The 3,236-nt window shown below is 69.6% G+C and carries 5 protein-coding genes; all 5 read left to right on the top strand.

The window, feature by feature from the left end:
* On the top strand, nucleotides 1-1,402 hold a 1,402-nt coding region (locus PV363_RS16765), incomplete at its 5' end, for a DUF6571 family protein (protein WP_301022947.1).
* Nucleotides 1,403-1,446: 44 nt separating this feature from the next.
* A complete protein-coding gene (locus PV363_RS16760) occupies nucleotides 1,447-1,959 on the top strand; it encodes a hypothetical protein (protein ID WP_301022946.1) in 513 nt (170 codons plus the stop codon).
* Entirely contained in the window at nucleotides 1,956-2,282 is a 327-nt protein-coding gene (locus tag PV363_RS16755) for a hypothetical protein (protein WP_301022945.1), read from the top strand. The genes PV363_RS16760 and PV363_RS16755 overlap by 4 nt, the downstream gene beginning before the upstream one ends.
* The gene (locus PV363_RS16750; protein ID WP_220341600.1) at nucleotides 2,282-2,602 is read left to right on the top strand and encodes a hypothetical protein; all 321 of its coding nucleotides are present in this window, start codon (nucleotides 2,282-2,284) and stop codon (nucleotides 2,600-2,602) included. Before PV363_RS16755 ends, PV363_RS16750 begins: the two co-directional genes overlap by 1 nt.
* A gap of 448 nt (nucleotides 2,603-3,050) precedes the next feature.
* On the top strand, nucleotides 3,051-3,236 hold a 186-nt coding region (locus PV363_RS16745; RefSeq protein WP_301022944.1), incomplete at its 3' end, for a hypothetical protein.

Raw genomic sequence — 3,236 nt, 5'->3', positions numbered from 1 at the left:
GTTCCTTGCCGACCTGACCGACCAGGTGTACGACTGGGAGCGCAGCCACGACGGGATGCCGGTGTGGGGCCCGATCAACGACAGCTTCGGAACGGGCTACGGCGTCAAGGAGCCCTACTACGACCTGGGCAAGCCCGGCGACCCGTACGACGACACGGCTCACTACCAGGTTCCGTACGACGGCCTCGCCAATCTGCTGTCCGGGATGGCAAAGACTCCCGAGGCCGCCGAGCAGTTCTTCGACGACCCGGACACCACGCGCTACCACGATCGCGACGTCAACGAGAAGCTCCACTACCTGTTCACCGAGCGGAAGTGGCCCACCGACGACGGCGACGGCTTCGGCGTGGCGCTCGAGGGCGCCACGACGCACTCGCGCGACGTCGTCTCGAAGGGCGACCTCGGCGGCGAGACGGCCCAGTCCCGTGCCGCGACGCTCGCCAGCCAGACGGTGTTCATCATCGGTCAGGAGTCGGGCACCGGCGACGGCCCGTGGCCGGGCGACGACGGCTGGCACGTCCCGGAGGGCATGACCGACTCCGTGGGGAAGATGCTCGCCTCGTACATCCCTGACGTGCACCGTGCGGCACAGGAGGGCAATGGCGACTCCCTCGACGGAGGTTGGACGTACGACGCCTCCGACGGAAAGGGCGGTGTCGCCCTCGGCATGCGAGCGAACGTCGACGACCTCACGAAGGTGCTCCAAGATGTCGGCCGTTACGACGACAAGACCGGCTTGCAGTACGTCACCACGGCAGCACTCACCCATCACAACGCGACGGTCGCGAACGCCCTGGACACCGCGGTGCTTCCTGACGGCTCCCACCCGACGACGCTCAAGGAGCTGAGTGCGTCCAACTTCGAGGAACTGCTCGGCGACGCATCCTCCAAGTCGGGCCGCACCCTGGCCCTGGTCATGAACGAGGGCTTCCTCGGCGGCAAGGACGGCGAGGCCGCGACTCAGGAGCAGCGCGAGGCACTCGCCAAGGCCTTCGGCGTGGCGACCGAGTTCCTGCCGCCGGTCGCGAACCCCGTCGGCAGCGTGCTCACAGGCCAGGCGCTCGGGCTGGTCGGCGATCAACTGGCCGCCCAACCCGACAGCGCTGCGCAGTCCTGGGCGCAGGACGCCGACAAGGGCGTCAAGGACTCCCTCAGGCACCAGATGTACAACACGCTTCTCAACGCCGGATATCTGCCGGTGGGCGAGGGCGGTATCCCTCCCGGGGTGGTTCAGACCGACACTCAGGGCAACCGCATCATCAACCCCGATCTCTACGACCCGAAGGCAGACGTCGATCCCGACCTCAAGGACGACTTCAACCGCTGGCTCGCGACTGCGCCTTCAGGTCTGGCGCAGGAGGCCATCAACTCGTACGCCTCGAACCTCCCCAGCTTCCGATGAACCGCAGGCTCAGGCTCGCTGTAGCGACGGGACTCCTCTCCGCGATGGCGCTCACAGGTTGCACGGACGATCCGCCGCAGGAAGAGGTGTTCAGCCTCGACGCATGCCGTCTCCTCGAGGAGGTCACGGTCGAGGAGCTCGTCGGCGCTCTGCGCGACACGGAGGAGACGTCGGTCGACAACGGAGGACTCGAGAGCAACTGGGCTCAGTGCCGCTACCTTCCGGACGACACGTCCCGTCCGGCCCTGGCTCTCCTGGTCAAGCACGGCGAGACCGACGACGCGGCCCTTGTCGGCGCGGCAGCGAGACAGTGCGAGGAGCGCGAGCCGTTGGCGGTCGAAGGCGCGACCGGCTATCTGTGCGGCGACCCTGACGTCGACGGCACGACGGCCCCTTATGCCCGCGCCGTCTGGGGCACCGACCCCGTGTACTACGCCTCTCTCGGTCTGACGCCGCATGGCAAGTCGCCGTCGGTCGCTGAGGCAGCCGACGACCTGCGCACCGCCGTTCGGGAGCTCATGGGGAACGTCAACGAGTCCTCGTTCGCGCCGCGATGACCCCGACCGCTGAGATGCCCGAGTCGTCCCAGCACCCGCGTGCGACGCGGATCGGTGTACGGGTCTTCGCCGGCGGCGCGGCGGTCGCGCTCGCCGACACCCTGGCCGGATGTGAGGACGAACGGGAGGCCGACGCGACGTCCCGCCTGTGCGAGTCGGTTGACCCCACGGCCGCAGAGGCGATCACCGGGGACGCCGACCTGACCGGTTTCGGCGGCGGGAACCTCGACGCGCCGCGACGTCGGGGAAACGCTCTCGCCCGACGCGGACCAGTGAACCGTTCGACGAGGCCGGCCGACGCCGGGATGAACAAGGACGGATGATGCCTATGCTTCGCATCGGCGGTGCGCTCGGGCGCCTGGTCGGCGGCCTCGCGCTGGTCCTCGCCGGCACCATGGCCGTCGCGGCCTGCAGCACCGACGATGATCCCGACGCGCAGGCGGCCCGCGACCTCGTCGACGGCACGGCCTGCGGGTTCTTCACTCGTGACGTGATCGAGCCCGTCGTCGGGCACGGTGACCTCGACACCCTCGGCGACGGGATCGGTCCGGCCGACGAGCGGGCGCTGCGCGCTCAGGAGTGTGCCGTCCTCGATGAACGCCGGGACGAAACCCCCGTACGCCTCGAGGTGATCCGGTCCTGAGTCCAACAGACAGCACCGCGCCAGCCTGCGAGGGCATCTGGTCTCTCGCAGTTGGGGGACGGTCCCTCCGACGGCTGCGTCGTCGGATCATCGGTCACCTCGGCCGTTCGGCGGGGTCAAGCCGCAAGAGCGGACCACGCAGATCGAGGAAGCGATCGCGTTGGCCCGTGACGTCGAGGCAAACGTCCAGGCGTACGACGAGAGGCGCCAGTGAGCGCTCACGCCTGCGCGGACGCCCAGCACCATGTCGGGTGACTCGCCGTCGGACGACTCCGTGAACGCGCGCGTGGCGGCCTGCGCGCTCGCCCTTCTCGCGATGGTGGCCGCGTGTGACGACAGCTCCGCCCCCGAGGCCGAGGGGCCGGGGGGGGGGGGGGGCGCGTGTGCCCCCCGCCCCGCGCGCGCGGCCGCGCCCCCGTCCCGCTACTGCGACATCCTCGACCCAGAGGTGGCCGAGCCTGTCGTCGGTGACCTCGACGTCAAGACGTTCGGTAGCGAGGACCTCGACCCGACGCGACGCCAAGGCCATGGGCTCGACTGCCAGGTGAGCACCGCGACCGGCAGCGACACTCTGCTGACGATCACGCTGCGTGACACCACCGGCCCGGCCGACTGGGACGCGATGAAGGCCCAG

The sequence above is a fragment of the Mumia sp. genome, assembly GCF_028803055.1.
GTDB lineage: Bacteria > Actinomycetota > Actinomycetes > Propionibacteriales > Nocardioidaceae > Mumia.
The sequence above is the reverse complement of the archived record's forward strand: the minus strand, read 5'-3'. Positions and strand labels throughout refer to the sequence as shown.